The following is a 19,686-nucleotide window of genomic DNA, read 5'->3' as shown; positions in this document are numbered from 1 at the left end:
CAACGACGGTCGCGGACCATGGGGGCGTGCACCCCTCCCCCGCCGTCCCCGCCCCCGACGAGGCAGCCGCCCCGGCCCCGCTGGCCGGCTACACGGTGGCCGTGACCGCCGCCCGGCGGCGCGAGGAGCTCGGCGCGCTGCTCGACCGGCGGGGTGCGCGCGTGGTCTACGCCCCGGCGATCCGGATCGTGCCGCTGGCCGACGACGCGGAGCTGGTCGCGGCCACCGAGGCGGTGCTCGCCGCGCCGGTCGACCTCGTCGTGGCCACCACCGGCGTCGGGTTCCGCGGGTGGCTGGAGGCCGCGGAGGCGTGGGACCTGCCGCTGGTGGAGCACCTGCGCGCCGCCCGGGTGCTCGCCCGCGGCCCCAAGGCGCGCGGCGCCATCCGCGGCGGCGGGCTCGTGGACGCGTGGTCGCCGCCGTCGGAGTCGTCGGCCGAGGTGCTCGAGCACCTGCTGTCCGGGGCCGAGGGGCCGCTGGCCGGGCGGCGGGTGGCCGTCCAGCTGCACGGCGACCCGCTGCCGGAGTTCGTCGCCGCGCTGCGCGCCGCCGGCGCCGAGGTGCTGACCGTGCCGGTGTACCGGTGGGTGCTGCCCGAGGACGTCGGGCCGCTGCGCCGGCTGGTCGGCTCGGTGGTGGCCGGGGCGGTGGACGCGGTGACCTTCACCAGCGCACCGGCGGCGGCCAGCCTGCTGTCGGAGGCCGCCGGGCTGGGGCTGCACGACGGGCTGGTGGCCGCGCTGTCCGGGCCGGTGCTGCCGGTGGCGGTGGGCCCGGTGACGGCGGCACCGCTGGAGGCGGCCGGGATCCGCACCGTGCAGCCCGAGCGGTCGCGGCTGGGGGCGCTGGCCCGCGAGGTGGTGGCCCGGCTGCCCGAGCGCGACCCGGTGCTGCGGGTGGGCGGCGCGCAGCTGCAGGTGCGCGGCCACGCCGCGGTGCTCGACGGCCGGCTGGTGGAGCTGCCGCCCGGCCCGATCGCCGTGCTGCGGGCGCTGGCCGCCCGGCCGGGGGACGTCGTCGCCAAGGCCGACCTGGTGCGCGGTCTGCCCGGCGGCGGGGACGCCCACGCCGTCGAGATGGCGGTGACCCGGCTGCGCGCCGCGCTCGGGCCCGGGGTGGTCGAGACGGTGGTCAAGCGCGGCTACCGGTTGGCGGTCTGACACGCAGATCTCGCGGGAGGGAGCCCGGTCCCTACACCCCAGCGGTGCGTGAGGCCGGGCGCAGGTAGACGGCCCAGGTGACGACGACGCAGACGGCGTAGAAGGCGATGAACACCAGGTAGGCGGCGTCCCCGCTGCCGGTGGTGAGGAACGACTGGCGGAAGGCCAGGTTGACCAGCACCCCGCCGAAGGCGCCGACCGCGCCGGCGATGCCGATGAGCGCGCCGGACATCCGCAGCGCCCGCCGGTCGGCGAGCGCGGTGTCCTGCCCCGCGGCGACCGCCTGCTGGGCCTGGGTTCGGAAGACGGCCGGGATCATCTTGTAGGTCGAGCCGTTGCCGAGGCCGCTGAGCACGAACAGCAGCACGAAGCCGACGACGAACAGCGGCAGTGACCCCACCCGGCTGGCGGTGAGCACGACCCCGGCGCCGGCGGCCATGGCGACGAAGGTCCAGCAGGTGATGCGGGCCCCGCCGAAGCGGTCGGCCAGCGAGCCGCCGAGCGGGCGGACCAGGCTGCCCAGCAGCGGGCCCAGCCAGGTCAGCGACGCCGCGGCCAGCGGCGTGGCGAAGTCGGCGGCGAACTGGTTCTGCAGCACCTGGCCGAAGGCGAAGCCGAAGCCGATGAACGAGCCGAACGTGCCGATGTAGAGGAACGACACCACGTAGGTGTGCGGCTCGCGGGTGGCCTCGCGCATCGCCCGCGGCTGGTTGCGCGCCGTCGTCAGGTTGTCCATCAGGAGGGCCGCGCCGACCGCGGCGACGACGACCAGCGGCAGGTAGACGGCCAGCACGATGCGCGGGTGCTCGACGCCGGCGGTGGCCAGCACCAGCAGGCCGACGAGCTGGACGACCGGGACGCCGAGGTTGCCGCCGCCGGCGTTGAGGCCCAGTGCCCAGCCCTTGAGCCGGTCGGGGTAGAAGGCGTTGATGTTGGCCATGGAGCTGGCGAAGTTGCCGCCGCCGACGCCGGCCAGGCAGGAGACGACCAGCAGCGTCGTGTAGCTGACGCCGGGCTCGAGGACGACGGCGGTGGCGATCGTGGGCACCAGCAGCAGCGCGGCGCTGACGACCGTCCAGTTGCGGCCGCCGAACCTCGCCACGGCGAAGGTGTAGGGCAGCCGCACGAAGGCGCCCAGGGCGGTGGGCAGCGTCGTCAGCAGGAACTTGCCCGCCGGGTCGATGCCGTACACCGGCTCGGGCAGGAAGAGGACGACGACCGACCACAGGCTCCAGACCGAGAAGCCGACGTGCTCGGAGAACACCGAGAAGAACAGGTTGCGGCGGGCGACCCGCCTGCCGGTGGACTCCCAGAAGGCGGGGTCCTCGGGGCGCCAGTCGTCGATCCACCGCCTGCCGCGCGGCGGGGTCGGCGCGGCGACGGGAGGGGGTGCGGTGCGCGGAGGGGCGGCCATGGGTCAGCAGCGTCGCGGGCGGCGGTTTCCCCGCCGTCGCCGTCGGGAGCACCCCGTGTTCCGTTGTGCTCACCGGCCCTGCCCCGCTGTGGTGAGGGTCCCGGTCGTGGGCCGACAGGACCGGCCGGGAACGACGATGATCGCAGGCGTGGACCACGTGGAGGTCGCGCCCGGGCGCGCGCTGGTGGAGTCCGGTGAGCTGGTGGCCGGCTCGATGGCGCGCTCGGCGGCGGGCTTGCTGTTCGACGGCGCGGCGGCGCGCGTGCGCCTCGACGACCGGCTCGCGGCGTGGCTCCGGCGGACGGCGACGGCGGCCGACGCCGACCTGCCGGCCCCCGTCCCGCGCCGGGGGCGCTGCCGTGCCGGGGCGGCGCTGGCCTTCGCCGCCGAGCTGTCGGTCACCCGCGCCGCGCAGGGCCGGTCGGTGCGCTCCGACGGCTTCCTCGCCCGCGGCCCGGGCGACCGCGCGCCGGCCGACGAGCTGGCCGAGGCCGTGGTGCTGGCGGCCGCGGACACGACCGAGGAGTGGCGGGTCCGGCACCTGGGGTACCTGCTGGCCGAGGCCGCCGTCTCCCCCGACCTGGACGCCGCCGTCGTGCGCCGCGGGCTGCGGCTGGCCGGCGAGCTGACCGGCCGGCAGCTGGTGCTGCTGGCCGCCGTCGGCCGGCGCGAGCGGCTGCCGCTGCCGATGGCGCCGGTGCCGCAGGACCCGCGCGGCTGGACGGCGTGGGGCGCGCTGGAGGACCTCACCGACCTGCAGCGCCGTGGCCTGCTCGACCCGCCACCGGCCCGGCCCCGCCCCGGCGGCGCGGCGCTCCCCCGGCTGCGCCCGGCCGACCTGCGGCCGACCCGCAGCGGCGTGCTGGTGCACCGCCTGCTGGCGCTGGACTTCGTCCGCGACGACGCTGTCACCGCCGCGCTGGCCGACCTCGCCTGAGCCCCGGCGGATCGTGACCCGTCCGTGACCCGTGGCTGTGGGTCCGGCGGGCGCGCCGGCGGGAGGGACCCGGGGTCGACGGGCTGCGCTTCGAGGACTTCGTGCCCCGGGAGCAGGCGGGCCTGCTCCGCCTGGCGGTCCTGCTCGCCGGCGATCGCGGCCACGCGGCGGACCTCGTGCAGAGGGCACTGCGCTCGCTGCCGCCGCGGATGCGCGGAGCGGTCGTCCTGCGCCACCACGCCGACCTCTCCGAGCAGCAGACCGCCGAGGTGCTCTGCTGCTCGGCCGGCGCGGTGGACACCCACACCACCCGGGGGGTGGAGGCGCTGCCCGACTGACCGGCGGCGCCCCGGCCCGTTGCTCCCCGCCCGGTGGCGGTGCCACCATCGCCGCCGTGTCCGGCTCCGCCGCCGATCGGCTGGCCCGCCTGGCCGACGGCTACCTGGTCACCCAGCTGCTGCACACCGCCGTCGTCCTGGGCGTGCCCGACGCGCTGGCCGCAGGTCCGCGCAGCGCCGCCGACCTGGCCGGCGAGCTGGGCGCGCTGCCGGGCCCGCTGCACCGGGTGCTCCGCGGGCTGGCCGCGGAGGAGGTGCTCGAGGAGACCGGCGACGGCCGGTTCGGCCTCACCGACACCGGCCGGCTGCTCCGGACCGGGGTGCCCGGGTCGCTGCGCGGCCCGGTGGCCGTGCGCGGCGGCGTCTACTACGGCGCGGCCGCCGGGCTGCCCGCGGCGGTGCGCGACGGCGGGGTCGCGTTCGAGCAGGTGCACGGCCGGCCGTTCTTCGACCGGCTGGCCGAGCAGCCGGAGCAGCTGGCCGCCTTCCAGGCCTCGATGGACAGCCGCTCGGCGCGCGAGGCGGCGGCGGTCGTCGCCTCCCTCGACCTGACCGGGCTGGGCTCGGTGGTCGACGTCGGCGGGGGCCGCGGCACGCTGCTGCGCGCGGTCCGCGAGCGGCTGCCGGACGCCGACGTCGTGCTGTTCGACCTGCCCGAGGTCGTCGCCGGCAGCGACCTGCCGGCCGTCGGCGGCGACTTCTTCACCGGGGTGCCGGCCGGCGCCGACGCCTACCTGCTCTCCCGCGTCCTGCACGACTGGGACGACGACGCCGCACTGCGCGTGCTGCGCGCCTGCCGGGCGGCGATGCGGCCGGACTCCGTGCTGCACGTGGTCGAGGCGGTGCTGCCCGAGCGGGCCACCGACGACCCGGCCGCGGTGCGCATGGACCTGCACGTGCTCCTGCTCCTGCGCGGCCGGGAGCGCACCGCCGCCGAGTACGGCCGGCTCCTCGCCGACGCCGGGCTGCGGCTCGCGCGCGACGTGCCGACCGACGCCGGCGTGCACGTCCTGGAGGCCCGGCCCGCCGCGGGGTCCTGACGTCCCCCGCGTGCACGTCCGCGGAGGTGCACGCTCAGGTCTCGACGACGACCATCCCGTCGAGCTCGCGGACCGGGTAGCGGGTCAGCGGGGGGACGCCGCCGGTGGAGCTGCCGTCGGTCCACCGGAACCCGTAGAGGTGCAGCGGGCAGACCAGCACGTCGGGGTCGGTCTGCCCGTCGGCGAGCGGGCCGCCGGCGTGCGGGCAGGCGGCCTGGGTGGCGTGCAGCGACCCGTCGCGCAGCCGGAAGACGGCGACCTGCACGCCGCCGGCGACGAACGCGCGGCCCTCCCCCGGCGGCACGTCCTCGACCCGCGCGACGGCGTGCGCCCGGACGCCGGCCGGCGCGGCCGGCCGTGTGTCGGCGGTGCCGGTGTCGACGGTGCCGGTGTCGGCGGTGCGGGTGTCGACGGTGCTCATCGGACCGGCACCAGCGGCAGCGGGAGCAGCGGGAGCGCGGCGCGGAACTGCCCGGGGGTCGCCGGCTCGCGGCCGTCCTGGCCCCACGGGTCGGTGTAGGCGTCGATCGAGCGCTGCACGCCGGCGTCGAGGTCGGCGCAGGTGCCCTCGGCGTCGTCCACGACCACCGACCGGACCCGCTCCAGCCCCACCCGCGGCACGAAGTCGTAGGTCCGCTCCAGCCAGTTGGCGTGCTCGCGGTAGTACTGCAGGAACCGGCCCACCAGCGTGAGCACCTCGGCCGGGGAGCCGACGGTGGCCAGCAGGTCGCCCTTGCGCACCGTGGCCCCGGCCGCCCCGCCGACGTACACCTCCCACCGGCCGCTGCCCACCGCGACCACCCCGACGTCCTTGACGTAGGCCTCGGCGCAGTTCCGCGGGCAGCCGACCACGGCCATCTTGATCTTGGCCGGGCTCTCGATGCCCTGGAAGCGGGTCTCCAGGTCGATGCCCAGCTGCGTGGAGTCGTCGAGGCCGAAGCGGCAGAAGTCGCTGCCCACGCAGGTCTTCACCGTGCGCGTGCTCTTGCCGTAGGCGTACCCCGACGGCATGCCGAGGTCGGCCCACACCGCGGGCAGGTCCTCCTTGCGGACGCCGAGCAGGTCGATCCGCTGGCCGCCGGTGACCTTGACCATCGGGACCTCGTACTTCTCCGCGACCTCGGCGATGCGCCGCAGCTGCGCCGGCGTCGTCACCCCGCCCTTCATCTGCGGGACGACGGAGAACGTGCCGTCGCGCTGGATGTTGGCGTGCACCCGGTCGTTGACGAACTCGGCGTCCTTCTCGCGGACGAGATCGGTGCCCCAGACCGTCTTGAGCAGCGAGGCCAGGCCCATCTTCGACCGGGCGTCCTCCCTGCCGTCGGGGGCCAGCGCGGCGAACACGGCCGACACGCTGCGCAGGTCGTGCTCGCGGATGGCCGCGACGAGCGCGGGCTTGGCCAGCGGGACGCCGGGGACGTAGTACGAGGCGGCGGGGTCCTCGGCGACGTCGCCGTCGGCGGCCCACTCCACGACCTGCTCGACCAGGGCCTTGCAGGAGCCGCAGCCCTTGCCGGCGCGGGTGCGGTCCATGACCGCGCCGACGCTGCCGCAGCCGTCGGCGACCGCGCCGCAGATGGCGCCCTTGGTCACCCCGTTGCAGTTGCAGACCTGGGAGTCGGCCGGCATGTCCGCGACGCCGACCTCCTCCCTGCCGTCGGAGAGGTCGACCAGCAGCCGGATGCGCTCCTCGGGCAGCGCGGTGCCGCGGTCGAGGGCCTGGGTCAGGTAGGCGACCTTGCGGGTGTCGCCGAGCAGGGTGGCGCCGACCAGCCGGTCGTCGCGGACCACCACCGACAGGTGCACGCCCCGCTTCGGCTCGGAGATGACGAGGACCTCGTCGGAGTCCCGCTCGGGGGTGCTCACGCCCATGGTGGCGACGTCGACCCCGGCCACCTTGAGCTTCGTCGCCGTCCGGCTGCCGTGGTACTCGGCCGTCGGGTCGGTGCCGGTGAGCACGTCGGCGAGCACCCGCGCGTGCTCCCAGGCGGGCGCGACCAGGCCGTAGACCGAGCCGCGGTGCTGGGCGCACTCGCCGATGGCGTAGACGTCGGGGTCGTCGGTGCGCAGCTGGTCGTCGACGACGACGCCCCGCTCGACCTCCAGCCCGGAGCGGACGGCGACGTCGGTGTGCGGGCGGACGCCGGCGGCGACGACGAGCAGGTCGCAGTCTAGCCGCCGGCCGTCCTGCAGCAGCACGCCCTCGACGTGCCCCTCGCCGAGCACCTCGGTGGCCAGCACGTCGAGGTGCACGGTGATGCCGAGCGCCGCCACGCTGCGCTCGAGGACCGCGCCGGCCTCCCGGGAGAGCTGGGCGTTCATCAGCCACGGCATCGCGTGCACCAGGTCGACCTCGAGCCCGTGGCCCTGCAGCGCGCGGGCGGCCTCCAGCCCCAGCAGCCCGCCGCCCATGACCACGGCCCTCCGGCAGCGCGAGGTGGCGGCGAGCATCGCGCGCGTCTCGTCGATGGTGCGGAACCCGTACACGCCGGGCAGCAGGCCGCCGTCGCCGGTGCGCACCCCGGCCGTCGGCGGGATGAAGCTGTGGCTGCCGGTGGCCAGCACCAGGTGGTCGTAGGCGGTGGCGGAGCCGTCGGCGGCGTACACGACCTTGGCGGCGGTGTCGACCCGCTCGACCCGGACGCCGGCGCGCAGGTGCACGCCGGCGTCGGCGTACCAGTCGTGGCTGTTGAGGACGATGTCGTCCTCGTGCGCCTCCCCGGCCAGCACCGGGCTCAGCATGATCCGGTTGTAGTTGCCGTGCGGCTCGTCGCCGAACACGGTGATCCGGAACTGCTCGCCGCCGCCGCGCTCGAGCACCTCCTCGACGAGACGGGCGCCGGCCATGCCGTTGCCCACGACGACGAGGCGGGCGCGGGGGTCGAGCTCGTCGTCCATCGAGAGGGAGGTCAGCCCCTCCGGGCGGCCGCCGAGGACGCGCATCAGACCTCCACCAGGCCCAGGTCGACGACGAGCTCGCCGGTGACGCCCTCGGGCGCGGCGGCGTGCAGCTCCACCACGCAGCCGCCGGGCAGGTCCTCGACCACCCGCAGCGGCACGTGCACGTCACCCCGGGCGCCGATCGGGAACCAGCGCACCGGCTCGCCGTCGCGGACGAGCAGCACGTACACCAGCTCGCCGGTGGAGTTGCCGCCGCGGAAGTACAGCGCCTGGGCGGTGACGCCGGCGGGCACCTGGTAGCGGAGTGCCGGGTCGACCGGGCCCGGCTTGGCCAGGCCCTCCCCGGTCAGCGGGAACACGCCCTGCAGGAACTTCGGGCTGCTTCTCACGGGGTGGCTCCTCCTCGAGCTCCGGGACGGGGACCGTGCTTCGGGGGACGTGGGTCGGGTGTGCGGCCGAGGCGCGGGCTGGCCGGCGGCCTCGGGCTCGGGGATGCGCTCGGCCGGGCCGCCGACGCGCGTGACGGCGACGGCGCAGACCTTGAAGGCGGGCATCCGGCTGACGGGGTCGAGTGCCGGGTCGGTGAGCGCGTTGGCGCTGGAGCCGCCGCCCCAGTGGAAGGGCACGAAGACGACGTCGGGGCGGATGGCGTCGGTGACCGCGGCGGCGAAGCGGGCCCGGCCGCGGCGGGTGGCCAGCTCGACGACGTCGTCGTGGGCGATGCCCAGCCGGCGGGCCAGGTCGGGGTGGAGCTCCGCCCGCGGGGTGGGCGCGACCAGCGACAGGCTGCGCGAGCGCCGCGTCTGGGTGCCCGACTGGTACTGCGCGAGCACCCGGCCGGTGGTCAGCACGTACGGGTGCTCCTCGTCGGGGCGCTCGTGCGCCTCGACGTGGTGCACGGCTCGGAACCGCGCCCGGCCGTCGGGGGTGGCGAACCGCTCGGTGAACAGCCGCGGCGTCCCCGGGTGCGCCGGTGCGGGACAGGGCCAGAAGACGCCCTGCTCGGCGTCGATGCGGTCGTAGGTGATGCCGGAGTAGTCGGCGGTGCCGCCGGCGCTGGCCCGGCGGAGCTCGGCGAAGACCGTCTCGGGATCGGCGGAGAAGCCCCGTGCGCCCAGGCGCTCCGCCAGCTCGGCGAGCAGCCGCAGGTCGTCGCGGACGCCCTCGGGCGGGTCCAGGGCGCGCCGGCGGCGGATCACCCGGCCCTCGAGGTTGGTCATCGTCCCCGACTCCTCGGCCCACATGGCGCTGGGCAGCACGACGTCGGCGAGCTCGGCGGTCTCGGAGAGGAAGAAGTCGCTGACGGCGAGGAAGTCGAGGTCGTGCAGCCGGCTCACCACCCGGCGGGCGTCGGGCGCGGACACGGCGACGTTGGAGGCGAGCACCAGCAGCGTGCGGACGCCGCCGTCGGTGCCGAGGGCGTCGAGCAGCTCGAAGGCGCTGCGCCCCGGCCGCGGCAGGTCGCCGGGGTCGACGCCCCAGACGGCGGCCACGTGCGCGCGGTCGGCGGGGTCGGCGAGGCTGCGGTAGCCGGGCAGCTGGTCGGCCTTCTGCCCGTGCTCGCGGCCGCCCTGCCCGTTGCCCTGGCCGGTGACGGTGCCCCAGCCGCTGCCGGGCCGGCCGGGCAGCCCGAGGGCCAGCGCCAGGTTCAGCCACGCGGTCGCGGTGTCGGTGCCGGAGCGGTGCTGCTCGGCGCCGCGGGCGGTGAGCACGATCGCGCGCTCCGCGCGGGCGAGGGCCCGCACGACCTGCCGCTGCTGGGCCACCGGCACGCCGGTGATCCGCTCGACCCGGTCGGGCCAGTAGCCCGCCACCGCGTCGCGGACGGCGTCGAAGCCGGTGGTGCGCGCGGCGACGTAGTCCCCGTCGACCAGACCCTCGGCGACCGCGGTGTGCAGCAGCCCGTTGGCCAGCGCCAGGTCGGTGCCCGGCAGCGGCTGCAGGTGCAGGCCGGCAGCGCGGGCGGTCGCCGTCCGCCGGGGGTCGACGACGACGTGCAGGGCGCCGCGGGCCCGGCCGGCGTCGAGGTGCTGCCCCGCGGGCGGCATGGTGTCGGCGGGGTTGCTGCCCACCAGCACCACGACGTCGGCCTCGGCGACGTCGGCCAGGGGGAAGGGCAGGCCGCGGTCGAGGCCGAAGGCGCGGGTGGCCGCGGCCGCCGCCGAGGACATGCAGAACCGGCCGTTGTAGTCGATCGCGCTGGTGCGCAGGGCGACGCGGGCGAACCGGCCGAACTGGTAGGCCTGCTCGTTGGTCAGCCCGCCGCCGCCGAAGCAGCCGACGGCGTCGCGGCCGTGCTCGGCCTGGGTGCGCCCGATCGCGGCCACGACCCGGTCGAGCGCCTCGTCCCACGTCGCCTCGACCAGCGGGCTGGTGCGATCGCCGGGGACGGCGCGCACCAGCGGCCGGGTCAGCCGCTCCGGGTGGTCGAGCAGCTCGTGCGCCGACCAGCCCTTGGCGCACAGCCCGCCGCGGTTGGTCGGGAAGTCCAGCGGGACCAGGGTCGCCGGCCGGTCGCCGGCGGTCACCGCCATGCCGCACTGCAGCGAGCAGTAGGGGCAGTGGGTCTCGGTGGTCCGCGTGCGGGGACCGGCCGGAACGGCACCGGGGACGACGGCTGCGGACACGTCTGTAGAGGCTGCTGCGGCCCGGTTTCCCCGCCGCCACGACGACGTCAAGCCTGCGTTCCGGCGACCTCACGGCCGGCCCGGGGCGACGGTGCGCCCGGGTCCGGATCCTGCGCGTTCCGGTTCACGCCGTGATCGAGAGGGCAACCAGATGGCGGCCCGCGCAACGGTGGCAGCGCCGCCGCCCGGAGCAGACCCGGAGCACCCGACGGCAGGTCGGCGGGCCACTCCACCGCGCTCGCCCCGACACCGAGGGCGCCGACGCGACCGGCACCCGCACCTGCTGGACCCGCGGGTGCCCACCCGGCTCCCTCCCCCGGGGCGGGACCAGACCCCACTGACGGAAGGCACCCTGAGCAGCTCCCTCGGCGGCAACGCCGCCTCCACGACCACCGCCGGCGCCTCCGCCACCCGCGGCGCCGCCCGCGACGCGGTCGACGCCCAGCACGCCCGCTTCGGCGGCATCACGTGGGGCGCGGCCTTCTTCGGCTGGCTGTCGGCCAACGGGCTGGCGGTGGTCCTGCTGGCACTGCTGTCGGCCGCCGGCGTGGCCTTCGGCCTGACCCAGGTGTCCAGCGCCGACCAGGCGGCCGACCAGGCCACCGCCCAGGCCGACACCATCGGCCTCACCGGCGGCATCGCCCTGCTGGTGGTCCTGTTCCTCGCCTACCTCGCCGGCGGCTGCGTCGCCGGCCGGATGGCCCGCTCCGACGGCGTCCGGCAGGGCATCGCGGTCTGGGTGATCGGCCTGCTCGTCGCCGTGCTCCTCGGCGTCGCCGGGGCCGTCCTCGGCGCCCAGTACGACGTGCTGCAGCAGCCGAACCTGCCGAGCCTCCCGATCAGCGGTGACACCCTCACCACCGCCGGGATCACCGCCCTGGTGGCCGTCCTCGTCGCGACGCTGCTCGGCGCCGTGCTGGGCGGCAAGCTGGGCACCCGCTACCACCGCAGGATCGACCGCGCCGGCTTCGACGCCTGAGCCCGCCGCGCCCGTGACGGGGCCAAGCCCCATCCGGGGGCCGGCCCCGTCGTCGTGTGCGGGGACCGCGCCGGTGGCAGACGCGTGGTCTGATCGGGTCATGAGCGAACCCGGCCCGACGGTCCACGTCGGCGTCCCCGTCGTCCGGCCGGCCGAGCCCCGCGACGTGCCCCGGATCGCCGCCACTCTCACCGTCTCCTTCGCCGAGTCGCGCTGGGTGCGCTGGGCGCTGCCCGTGGACGGCCGGACCCAGCGGCTGACCCGGCTGGCGGAACTCGACGCACACCGCGGCGTGACCACCGGCACCGCCTGGGTGAGCGAGGACGTCGACGCCGTCGCCTCGTGGGAGGCCCCGGAGGGGGCGGCCCCGCCGCTGCCCTCCGACGTCGGGGCGGCGCTGGCGCGCGAGGTGCCCCGGCTGCACGCCGATCGCGCCGACGCCGTCGCCCGCACCGACGTCGCGCTCGCCGCGGCACTGCCCGACGGTCCGCACTGGCGGCTGCGGGCGCTGGCCACCCGGCCGCGGTCGCGGCGCCGCGGGTTGGGCGGCGCGGTGCTCGAGCCGGCGCTGCGGCGCTGCGACGACGACGGCGTGCCCGCGGCGCTGGTGGCGCCGGCGTGGGCGGTCGTGCGCTGGGCACGGGCGCTGGGCTTCGAGGTGACCGCGGCGACCCGCTCGGCCGACGGGCAGCTGCCGCTGTGGGTGGTCGTCCGGCAGCCCGGCGTCCCGATGCCGCAGCTGTGAGGGTCAGTCCCAGCCGCCCCGGCGGCGCTTGAGCTCACCGCGGCGCTTCTTCTCCGCGATCCGCCGCTCCTGCGAGCCCCGCGTCGGCTTGGTGCGGCGGCGGGCCGGCGGCGGCGGGGCCAGCGCGGCGCGCAGCACGGCGGCCAGCCGCTCGCGGGCGGCCTGGCGGTTGCGCAGCTGCTGACGGTGCTCGGCGGCGGCGATGGTGAGGACGCCGTCGCTGAGCCGGCCGCCGAGCCGCTGCTGCACCCTCGACCGCTGCGCCTCGCTCAGGCCCGGCAGCTCCAGCGGGGACACCGACAGCTCGACCCGCGAGTCCGCGGTGTTCACGCCCTGCCCGCCCGGCCCCGACGAGCGGGAGAACCGCCAGGACAGGGCGGCGGCGGGCACGACGAGGGAGCCGGTGACCGGGAGGTCACCGGAGGCGTCGTCGGGAGCGGGCACGCCGGCCAGTCTGACGGCCGGAGGTCAGGCGGGCACGGGCGGTACGACGGCGGCGAGCAGGCGGCGCACCACCGCGGCGTCTCCGTCGATCCGCAGGTCACCGGCGGCCAGCGCGTCGTCGAGCGGTCGTCGCCCGAAGGCGACCGGGCGCAGCACTGCCGCGGGCCCGGCGAGGACGGCGTCGGCAGCGGCGGCCACGCCGCGGACCGCGGTCAGCCGCCCGTCGTCGACGGTGAGGGCGATCCGGTCGGCACCGGCAGGGTCCTCCACCCGGAGCCCGACCCGCGCCGACCAGCCGGCCAGCCGGGCCGGGTCGGCCGTGGTGCGCAGGGCCAGCACGAACGCGTCGGTGCCGAGCTCGCCGGACGACGTCTGGACGGTGCCCGAGCCCCAGCGGCCGAGGGCGAGGAGGACGTCGTCGAGCGCGCGCCCGCGGTCGGTGAGCTCGTACACCCGGCCGCCCACGGGCGGTCCGGCCACCGATCGGGTCACCAGGCCGGCCGTCTCGAGGTCGCGCAGGCGCTGGCTGAGCACCGTGGGGCTGCTCCCCGGCAGGCCGCGGGCCAGGTCGCTGTACCGCTTGGGGCCCAGCAGCAGCTCCCGGACGACGAGCAGCGCCCAGCGCTCCCCCACCAGGTCGAGCGCACGCGCGATCCCGCAGGGGTCGTCGTAGCTGCGGCGGTCGGGCACGCCCCGACGGTACCCCTTGCACTACGAGAGTCATAGCAACTACTACTACTTCCGTAGCGACCGCGACGGGAGGGCACCATGGGCACCATCACGATCGTCGAGCACGTCAGCCTGGACGGCGTCGTCCAGGCACCGGGCGCGCCGGACGAGGACACCCGCGGCGGGTTCCCCCACGGCGGCTGGTTCGGGCCCTACTTCGACCCCGTGCTCGGCGGGGTGATGGGCCGCGGACTGGCCGCCGAGGGCGGGATGCTGTTCGGCCGGCGCACCTACGAGTCGCTGCAGGCGGCCTGGGCCGGGACCACCGACAACCCGTTCGGCCCGGTGCTCGACGCCAGGCCCAAGTACGTCGCCTCCCGCGACGCCGGCTACGCGCCCACGTGGGTCAACTCGACCCTGCTCGCCGGCGACGCGGCGGAGACGGTCGCCGCGCTCAAGGCCGCCACCGACCTGGACCTCACCGTGCTCGGCAGCCCGGACCTGCTGGCCACCCTGCTGCCCGCGGGGCTGGTCGACGACGCGTGGCTGACCGTCGCCCCGGTCGCGCTCGGCAGCGGGCGCACCCTGTTCCCGGCGGGAGCGCACCTGCGCTGGGAACTGGTCGAGTCCGTCCCCACCACCACCGGCGTCGTGGCGAACCACTACCGGTTCGCGGGCTGAGCCCGGGGGCGCCGCCCCGCACCCGGGTGGCGACCCCTGCAGGCGGCGTCGTTCAGGCGGCGTCGTTCAGGCGGCGTCGTTCAGGCGGCGTCGTTCAGGCGGCGTCGTTCAGGCGGCGGGCACCGGGTCGGCGCCGCCGGTGGCGCGGGGGTGGCAGCGCAGCAGCCGGCGCAGGGTGAGCCGGCTGCCGCGGCGGGCGCCGTGCCGCTCCAGCGCCTCGACGGCGTAGGCCGAGCAGGTGGGGGTGAACGCGCAGCAGGGCGGCCGCCGGGGGCTGATCTCGCGCTGGTAGACGCGGACGGCGGCCACGAGCCGCTCGGCCGCGCGCGAGCCGCGGGTCCCGGTGCCGGCGGCGCGCACGTGCCGCGCCGTCGTCGGCACGAGGAACAGGCCCTCGACGCCGCAGCCGATCGCGTTGGCCAGGCAGCAGCCGGTATTGAGGAACAGCAGGTCGCGCAGGCAGCTGCCGTCGCGGTCGTACCCGCGGCGGTAGCGGCCCGGCGGCGGCCCGTAACCGTACCCGTGGCCGGGTCCCCAGCCGCGCCCCCAGCCGGGCCGGGGCCCGTGGCCGCGGCGACGTCGACGGCGGGGACCCCAGCCGCTGCTCCAGATGAACACCACGGCCCGATCCTGCGGGTCACGGCCGCCGGGCGCAGGGCGGGAGGATGGCGGCGTGACCCCGCCACCGCTGGCCGGTGCCCCCCTCGCCGATGCCCTGGCCGCCGGCCCCGTCGTCCTCGACGGTGGGCTGTCCACCGAGTTGGAGGCGCGCGGTCACGACGTGTCCTCGGCGCTGTGGTCGGCCCGGCTGCTGCGCGACGAGCCCGGCGCCGTGGTCGCCGCGCACGCCGCCTTCGCCGCGGCCGGCGCGCAGGTGGCGACGACGGCGAGCTACCAGGCGACCGTCGAGGGGTTCGGCGCGGCCGGCCTCGGCCGGGACGAGGCGCTGGGACTGGTGGCCCGCTCGGTGGAGCTGGCCCGCCGCGGCGCCCCCGGGAGCTGGGTGGCCGGCTCGGTGGGGCCCTACGGGGCGGCGCTGGCCGACGGGTCGGAGTACACCGGCGCCTATGCCGGCCGGCTCTCGGTGGCCGACCTGCGCGCGTTCCACCGGCCGCGGATGGCCGCGCTCGCCGAGGCCGGCGCCGACGTGCTGGCCTGCGAGACCGTGCCGGCGGCCGCCGAGGCGGAGGCGCTGCTGGCCGAGGCCGCCGACCTCGGCGTGCCCGTGTGGCTGTCGCTGACCACCGCCGTGGACGCCGACGGCGTGGCCCGCACCCGGCGCGGTGAGCCGGCGGCCGAGGTGTTCGCAATGGCCCGCGGCGTCGGCGTCGTGGTGGCGGTGGGCGTCAACTGCGTGCCGCCGGACGCGGTGACCCCGTCGCTGGCGGCCGCGGCGTCGTCGGGCAAGCCGCTGGTGGCCTACCCCAACAGCGGCGAGGGCTGGGACGCCGTCGGCCGCCGGTGGACCGGGACCGGCGGGGTCGACGCCGGCGCCGTCCCGGGGTGGGTCGGCGCCGGCGCGCGGCTGGTCGGCGGCTGCTGCCGGGTGGGCCCCGCGGGCATCGCCGAGCTCGCGGCGACGATCAGGGGATGACACCCGCCGCACGGGACCGCCCACGCGCCGTGGTGCCCGGCCTCGCGCTGCAGGGTGAGGCCGGGCACCACGGGGTGAGGTCCGCGGACGGCGTGGGTCCGCGGTCGGCCGCTCAGAGGATGGGGTTGCCGCCGGTGACGGCGACGCGCGCACCCGAGACGTAGGACGCCTCGTCGCTGGCCAGCAGCACGTACACCGGCGCGAGCTCGGCCGGCTGCCCGGCGCGGCCCATCGGCACCTGCTGGCCGAAGCTGGCCACCTTCTCCTCGGGCATGGTCGCGGGGATCAGCGGCGTCCACACCGGCCCGGGCGCCACGCTGTTGGCCCGGATGCCCTTCTCCGCGTACATCTGCGCGAGGCTCGCGGTGAAGTTGGCGATCCCCGACTTCGTCATCGCGTAGGGCGCGAGGCTCGGGCTCGGCATGTCGGAGTTCACCGACGACGAGTTGATGATCGACCCGCCCGAGGGCATGTGCGGGATCGCGTCCTTGCACAGCACGAACATCGCCGTGAGGTTGGTGGCGACGGTGTGGTCCCACTCCTCGTCGGAGACCTCCTCGAGGGTGTCGTGCGACATCTGGAAGGCGGCGTTGTTCACCAGGACGTCGACCTTGCCGAACTCCTCGACGGCCTTCGGGATGATCGTCTTGGCGTGCGCCCGGTCGGAGAGGTCGCCGGGGACGAGCACGCACTTCCGGCCGGCCTCGCGCACGTACTTCGCGGTGTCCTCGGCGTCCTCGTGTTCGTCGAGGTAGGAGATGAGGACGTCGGCGCCCTCGCGCGCGAAGGCGATCGCGACGGCGCGGCCGATGCCGCTGTCGCCGCCGGTGATCACGGCGGCCTTGCCGGTGAGCTTGCCCGAGCCGCGGTAGGTCTCCTCACCGTGGTCGGGCTTGGGGTCCATCTCGCCCAGCGTCCCGGGCGGGGTCTGCTGCTGCTCGGGCTGGCTCTCGGGGCGCGGTGACGACACGGGGTCTCCTCGGGGTGGGGGCGCGCGGTCGCCGGGGTCGTCTCCCCCGGCACCGCGTCGCCGTCCCGCCTACCCGTGTCCCGCCGCGGGGAACCCGCCGCGCGGCGTCAGGACGCGCGCGGAGGCGCGGTGGCCGCCACCGCGGGCAGCTCCCAGCGCATCTCCATGTGCCGTCGACCGGACCGGTCGATCACCGGCACCCAGCGGACCATCGGACGTTCCTCGACACGCATCGCGGCGCCACCTCTCGTTCACCTGTCGTTCATCTTCACCCAGGACGTCGGCAGGTGCCACCTCCGGCTGCAGCGGTCGTTACGGTTTCGTGACCGAGCGGTCCCCTCGGGGGACGTCCGGGCCGCCGGGTCGGTCCGGGCTCACGGGCCCGCAGGTGCTCGCACGGGCGGCCCCGCGGGTCCAGGACCGGGCGCTGGCGCACCGGGTCCGGGAGGAGTCCGTACGCCTCCCCGGCGTGCGGTACCGGTTGCCGGTGTCCGCCCGGGCGGCGCCCCGGCCGCCTGGCACGCTGGGACGCACGATGACCGCGACCGCGCCCCTCCCCCTGCTCGACGACCCCGGCGACCTCTCGGCGCTGCGGACCCGCGGCGACGACCCCGACGAGCTGTTCACCTCCTTCGCCACCTGGGCCGACGAGGGCGGCACGCCGCTGTACGCTCACCAGGAGGAGGCGCTGATCGAGCTGGTCAGCGGGGCGAACGTCGTGCTCGCGACGCCCACGGGCTCGGGCAAGTCCCTGGTGGCCACCGGCGCGCAGTACGCCGCGCTGGCCGCCGGTCGGCGCAGCTTCTACACCGCGCCGATCAAGGCGCTGGTCAGCGAGAAGTTCTTCGCCCTGTGCGGCGTCTTCGGCGCGGCCAACGTCGGCATGCTCACCGGTGACGCGAGCGTGAACGCCGGCGCCCCGGTCATCGCCTGCACCGCCGAGGTGCTCGCCAACGTGGCGCTGCGCGAGGGCGCCGACGCCGACGTCGGCCTCGTCGTCATGGACGAGTTCCACTTCTACGGCGACCCCGACCGCGGCTGGGCCTGGCAGGTGCCGCTGCTGGAGCTGCCCCGCGCCCAGTTCCTGCTGATGAGCGCCACCCTCGGCAACACCGACGCGCTGCGCGAGGACCTCACCCGCCGCACCGGCCGGCCGACCGCGCTGGTCGCCGGCGCCGAGCGCCCGGTCCCGCTGCACCACTACTACGCGACGACGCCGGCGCACGAGACCATCCAGGAGCTGCTCGACACGCAGCAGGCGCCGGTCTACGTCGTCCACTTCACCCAGGCGCAGGCGCTGGAGCGGGCGCAGGCGCTGATGAGCGTCAACGTCTGCACCAAGGAGGAGAAGGCCGCGATCGCCGAGACCATCGGCGGGTTCCGGTTCACCTCCGCCTTCGGGACGACGCTGTCGCGGCTGGTGCGCCACGGCATCGGCGTCCACCACGCCGGGATGCTGCCGAAGTACCGGCGGCTGGTCGAGCAGCTGGCCCAGGCCGGGCTGCTCAAGGTCATCTGCGGCACCGACACCCTCGGCGTCGGCATCAACGTGCCGATCCGCACGGTGCTGTTCTCCGCGCTGTCCAAGTACGACGGCAGCCGCACCCGGCTGCTCAACGCCCGCGAGTTCCACCAGATCGCCGGGCGGGCGGGCCGCGCGGGCTACGACACCGCCGGCACCGTCGTCGTCCAGGCGCCCGAGCACGAGGTGGAGAACCTCAAGCAGTTCGCCAAGGTCGCCGACGACCCGAAGAAGCGCCGCAAGCTGGTGCGCCGGAAGGCGCCCGAGGGCTCGGTGCCGTGGTCGAAGGCGACGATGGAGCGGCTGGTGGCCGCCGAGCCCGAGCCGCTGACCAGCCACATGCGGGTGACGACGGGGATGCTGCTCGACGTCGTCGACCGGCCCGGCGACCCCGTCGCGGCGCTGCGCCGGCTGCTCACCGACAACCACGAGCCCCGCCGGCGGCAGCTGAGGCTGGTGCGCGAGGCGGTCGGCATCGCCCGCTCGCTGCTGCAGGCCGGCGTCCTGGAGCGGCTCGACGAACCCGAGCCCGACGGGCGGCGCTTCCGGCTGACGGTCGACCTGCCACCGGACTTCGCGCTCAACCAGCAGCTGTCGACCTTCGCGCTGGCCGCCATCGAGCTGCTCGACCCCGACTCCGACACCTACGCCCTCGACGTCGTCAGCGTGGTCGAGGCGACCCTCGACGACCCCCGGCAGGTGCTCGCCGCGCAGCTGAACAAGGCCCGCGGCGAGGCCGTGGCGCAGATGAAGGCCGAGGGCGTCGAGTACGACGAGCGCATCGAGCTGCTCGACGACGTCACCTACCCCAAGCCGCTCGAGGAGCTGCTCGGGCACGCCTTCGAGGTCTACGTCCGCAGCAACCCGTGGGCCGCCGACGCGCACCTGTCGCCGAAGTCCGTCGTCCGCGAGATGTGGGAGCGGGCGATGACGTTCAAGGAGTTCGTCTCCACCTACGGCCTGACCCGCGCCGAGGGGGCGGTGCTGCGCTACCTCTCCGACGCGGTCAAGGCGCTGCGCAACGGGGTGCCGGTGGCCGCCCGCACCGAGGAGGTCACCGACCTCGTGGAGTGGCTCGGCGAGCTGGTGCGGCAGGTGGACTCCAGCCTGCTCGACGAGTGGGAGCAGCTGACCAGCCCGAACTCACCGCTCGACGAGCCGGTCGCCATCCCGGCCCGGGCGCGGCCGCTGACCGGCAACGAGCGGGCGTTCACCGCGATGGTGCGCAACGCGCTGTTCCAGCGGGTGCTGCTGTGGGCGCGGCGGCGCTGGTACGACCTCGGCCAGCTCGACGCCGGGTCGGGCTGGGACGCCGAGCGCTGGGGCGAGGTGGTGCGCGGCTACTTCGCCGAGCACGACGAGCTGGGCACCGGCGCCGACGCCCGCGGCCCGGCGCTGCTGGTGTGGGACCGCGGCGAGCCCGGCGTGTGGCGGGTGCGGCAGATCGTCGACGACCCGGCCGGCGACCACGACTGGGGCATCGACGCCGAGGTCGACCTGCTCGCCTCCGACGAGGCCGGCGAGCTCGTGCTGCGGGTCGTGGACGCCGGCCGCAAGGACGCCTGACCGGACCGGCCGCGGCTCCGGCGACGGGGCCGGGTGCAGCGGGGCCTCCCGGCCACCGAGGGCCCCCCGTACCCCGGGGTGATCACGCGCGGAGGCCGT

At 76.5% G+C, this 19,686-nt stretch carries 17 protein-coding genes; 9 read left to right on the top strand and 8 right to left on the bottom strand.

The features are described 5' to 3' along the window. Positions 1-26 precede the first annotated feature (26 nt). Positions 27-1,160: a uroporphyrinogen-III synthase gene (locus BMZ33_RS12835; protein ID WP_091110794.1), complete on the top strand. Its 1,134-nt coding sequence runs from the start codon at positions 27-29 to the stop codon at positions 1,158-1,160. Between the two features lie 31 nt (positions 1,161-1,191). Here BMZ33_RS12835 and BMZ33_RS12830 read toward each other — a convergent pair whose 3' ends face one another. Further along, on the bottom strand, positions 1,192-2,574 hold the full coding sequence (locus BMZ33_RS12830; RefSeq protein WP_091110791.1) for an MFS transporter: 1,383 nt from the start codon (positions 2,572-2,574) through the stop codon (positions 1,192-1,194). Positions 2,575-2,722: 148 nt separating this feature from the next. Here BMZ33_RS12830 and BMZ33_RS12825 point away from each other — a divergent pair, with 148 nt between their 5' ends. The 3 genes from BMZ33_RS12825 (at position 2,723) to BMZ33_RS12820 (ending at position 4,889) form a co-directional block, all read left to right on the top strand. Further along, entirely contained in the window at positions 2,723-3,511 is a 789-nt protein-coding gene (locus BMZ33_RS12825) for a hypothetical protein (RefSeq protein WP_169064259.1), read from the top strand. Between the two features lie 101 nt (positions 3,512-3,612). Continuing rightward, a complete protein-coding gene (locus BMZ33_RS23305) occupies positions 3,613-3,849 on the top strand; it encodes a sigma factor-like helix-turn-helix DNA-binding protein (protein WP_169064258.1) in 237 nt (78 codons plus the stop codon). Between the two features lie 56 nt (positions 3,850-3,905). Next, positions 3,906-4,889, top strand: coding sequence for a methyltransferase (locus tag BMZ33_RS12820; RefSeq protein WP_169064257.1), 984 nt, complete (start codon positions 3,906-3,908; stop codon positions 4,887-4,889). 34 nt (positions 4,890-4,923) lie between these two features. On the opposite strand, the gene BMZ33_RS12815 is transcribed toward BMZ33_RS12820, so the two are convergent. The 3 genes from BMZ33_RS12815 to BMZ33_RS12805 are packed head-to-tail and all read right to left on the bottom strand — an operon-like array spanning position 4,924 to position 10,417. Further along, on the bottom strand, positions 4,924-5,310 hold the full coding sequence (locus BMZ33_RS12815) for a Rieske (2Fe-2S) protein (protein ID WP_091110783.1): 387 nt from the start codon (positions 5,308-5,310) through the stop codon (positions 4,924-4,926). Continuing rightward, entirely contained in the window at positions 5,307-7,832 is a 2,526-nt protein-coding gene (nirB, locus tag BMZ33_RS12810; protein WP_169064256.1) for a nitrite reductase large subunit NirB, read from the bottom strand. The genes BMZ33_RS12815 and nirB overlap by 4 nt, the downstream gene beginning before the upstream one ends. After that, entirely contained in the window at positions 7,832-10,417 is a 2,586-nt protein-coding gene (locus BMZ33_RS12805; protein WP_169064255.1) for a molybdopterin oxidoreductase family protein, read from the bottom strand. Before BMZ33_RS12805 ends, nirB begins: the two co-directional genes overlap by 1 nt. Positions 10,418-10,712: 295 nt before the next feature. Here BMZ33_RS12805 and BMZ33_RS12800 point away from each other — a divergent pair, with 295 nt between their 5' ends. After that, a complete protein-coding gene (locus tag BMZ33_RS12800) occupies positions 10,713-11,396 on the top strand; it encodes a hypothetical protein (protein WP_169064254.1) in 684 nt (227 codons plus the stop codon). 100 nt (positions 11,397-11,496) lie between these two features. Next, positions 11,497-12,141, top strand: a complete 645-nt coding sequence (locus tag BMZ33_RS12795) for a GNAT family N-acetyltransferase (protein ID WP_091110780.1) — start codon at positions 11,497-11,499, stop codon at positions 12,139-12,141. Between the two features lie 3 nt (positions 12,142-12,144). Here the strand turns inward: BMZ33_RS12795 and arfB are convergent, their stop codons facing one another. After that, positions 12,145-12,585 (bottom strand): alternative ribosome rescue aminoacyl-tRNA hydrolase ArfB, encoded by a 441-nt coding sequence (gene arfB / locus BMZ33_RS12790; protein ID WP_091110778.1) that lies wholly within the window; start codon positions 12,583-12,585, stop codon positions 12,145-12,147. Positions 12,586-12,609: 24 nt separating this feature from the next. Continuing rightward, positions 12,610-13,275 carry a winged helix-turn-helix transcriptional regulator gene (locus tag BMZ33_RS12785; protein ID WP_091110775.1) on the bottom strand — a complete coding sequence of 222 codons (666 nt, stop codon included), beginning with the start codon at positions 13,273-13,275 and terminating at the stop codon, positions 12,610-12,612. 78 nt (positions 13,276-13,353) lie between these two features. On the opposite strand from BMZ33_RS12785, the gene BMZ33_RS12780 reads away from it, so the two are divergent. Further along, positions 13,354-13,935, top strand: coding sequence for a dihydrofolate reductase family protein (locus BMZ33_RS12780; protein ID WP_091110772.1), 582 nt, complete (start codon positions 13,354-13,356; stop codon positions 13,933-13,935). 108 nt (positions 13,936-14,043) lie between these two features. On the opposite strand, the gene yidD is transcribed toward BMZ33_RS12780, so the two are convergent. Beyond that, positions 14,044-14,556: a membrane protein insertion efficiency factor YidD gene (gene yidD, locus BMZ33_RS24680; RefSeq protein WP_169064253.1), complete on the bottom strand. Its 513-nt coding sequence runs from the start codon at positions 14,554-14,556 to the stop codon at positions 14,044-14,046. A 52-nt stretch (positions 14,557-14,608) separates the two neighbouring features. Between yidD and mmuM the strand changes: the two genes are divergently transcribed. Then, on the top strand, positions 14,609-15,529 hold the full coding sequence (gene mmuM / locus BMZ33_RS12770) for a homocysteine S-methyltransferase (RefSeq protein ID WP_169064252.1): 921 nt from the start codon (positions 14,609-14,611) through the stop codon (positions 15,527-15,529). Positions 15,530-15,641: 112 nt separating this feature from the next. On the opposite strand, the gene BMZ33_RS12765 is transcribed toward mmuM, so the two are convergent. Beyond that, a complete protein-coding gene (locus tag BMZ33_RS12765) occupies positions 15,642-16,499 on the bottom strand; it encodes an SDR family oxidoreductase (protein ID WP_169064251.1) in 858 nt (285 codons plus the stop codon). Between the two features lie 535 nt (positions 16,500-17,034). Here BMZ33_RS12765 and BMZ33_RS12760 point away from each other — a divergent pair. Beyond that, positions 17,035-19,587 carry a DEAD/DEAH box helicase gene (locus tag BMZ33_RS12760; RefSeq protein ID WP_091111032.1) on the top strand — a complete coding sequence of 851 codons (2,553 nt, stop codon included), beginning with the start codon at positions 17,035-17,037 and terminating at the stop codon, positions 19,585-19,587. Positions 19,588-19,686 lie beyond the last annotated feature (99 nt).

Origin of the sequence: Geodermatophilus dictyosporus (genome assembly GCF_900115505.1) — a bacterium.
GTDB lineage: Bacteria > Actinomycetota > Actinomycetes > Mycobacteriales > Geodermatophilaceae > Geodermatophilus > Geodermatophilus dictyosporus.
Note: the sequence above shows the minus strand (reverse complement) of the source record. Positions and strands in the feature narration are given on the sequence as shown.